The sequence below is a fragment of the Streptococcus sp. HMSC077F03 genome (assembly GCF_001812375.1).
GTDB lineage: Bacteria > Bacillota > Bacilli > Lactobacillales > Streptococcaceae > Streptococcus > Streptococcus oralis_S.
Genome location: NZ_KV808784.1, coordinates 1 through 758, shown reverse-complemented (window position 1 = coordinate 758; position 758 = coordinate 1). Strand labels below are relative to the sequence as shown.

General features: G+C 40.2%; 1 protein-coding gene. It reads left to right on the top strand.

The genetic code is table 11. The features are described from left to right. Positions 1-149 precede the first annotated feature (149 nt). Positions 150-614, top strand: coding sequence for an IS200/IS605 family transposase (gene tnpA / locus HMPREF2853_RS05155; protein ID WP_000057440.1), 465 nt, complete (start codon positions 150-152; stop codon positions 612-614). Positions 615-758: the final 144 nt, after the last annotated feature.

Genomic DNA, 758 nt, shown 5'->3' with positions numbered 1-758 from the left:
TTATGTGACTACTAGTCCGTCTCGCTCCGCAAGGTGCGAGACAAATAAACCACCCGCTATGCGGGTGCGCATCGAAGGTTATACCAAAAAACTCCAAACGCGATACAATAAAGGTGTTCAAGCCAATTGTAAAGCGAAAGGAGAAAAATATGGCACAAAAGGCACATAGTTTATCACACACAAAGTGGATGTGTAAATATCACATTGTGTTCACCCCTAAGTATAGACGAAAAGTAATTTATAATCAATATCGAAGTAGTTTGGGAGAAATATTCCATCGATTATGTAGTTATAAAGGTGTTGAGATTATCGAAGGTCACTTAATGCCAGACCATGTACATATGTTAGTCAGTATTCCACCGAGGATAAGTGTTTCAAGTTTCATGGGGTATTTAAAAGGTAAAAGTGCACTCATGATGTTTGACAAACACGCCAACCTCAAGTACAAGTTTGGGAATCGGCATTTCTGGGCAGAAGGTTATTATGTAAGTACAGTAGGGCTTAATGAAGCCACAATTAAGAAATATATTCAAGAACAGGAAAAGCATGATATAGCACTAGATAAATTAAGTGTAAAAGAATATGAGGATCCCTTTAGGGATAGTGGTAAGTAGTACCAAGGTCTCTTTAAGAGGCAAGTGACGAGTCAAGAGCAATGAGGCTTGAACAACGTGAAAGCCAGCGTCTTTAGGCGCTGGCTGGTGATTTGGGCTTATAGCCCTGGTGCAAACCACCCGTTAGACGGGTGGTTATGATTT